1 rRNA gene is annotated in these 525 nt (G+C 49.3%); it reads right to left on the reverse strand.

The annotated features are described in order from the left end of the window. Positions 1–525: ribosomal RNA gene (locus tag NW213_RS16830) — 23S ribosomal RNA — on the reverse strand; the annotation flags it as partial.

Consider the following 525-nt stretch of genomic DNA (forward strand, 5'->3'; position numbering starts at 1 on the left):
AAGCCTCCGACCTATCCTACACATCGCGTGCCCAAATTCAATGCTAAGCTATAGTAAAGGTTCACGGGGTCTTTTCGTCCCATCGCGGGTAATCGGCATCTTCACCGATACTACAATTTCACTGGGCTCACGGTTGAGACAGTGTCCGGATCATTACACCATTCGTGCAGGTCGGAACTTACCCGACAAGGAATTTCGCTACCTTAGGACCGTTATAGTTACGGCCGCCGTTTACTGGGGCTTCAATTCAATGCTTCTCCCAAAGATGACATCTCCTCTTAACCTTCCAGCACCGGGCAGGTGTCAGGCTGTATACATCTACTTTCATATTAGCACAGCCCTGTGTTTTTGTTAAACAGTTGCCTGGACCTATTCTCTGCGCCCTCTCTTGCGAGGAGGGACCCTTTATTCCGAAGTTACAGGGTCAATTTGCCTAGTTCCTTAACCGTGATTCACCCAAGCGCCTTAGTATATTCAACCCGACTACGTGTGTCCGTTTGCGGTACGGGTACCTCCAACGTTAAG

It is taken from the genome of Bacteroides sp. ET336 (genome assembly GCF_024733815.1).
Classification (GTDB): Bacteria; Bacteroidota; Bacteroidia; order Bacteroidales; family Bacteroidaceae; genus Phocaeicola; species Phocaeicola cellulolyticus.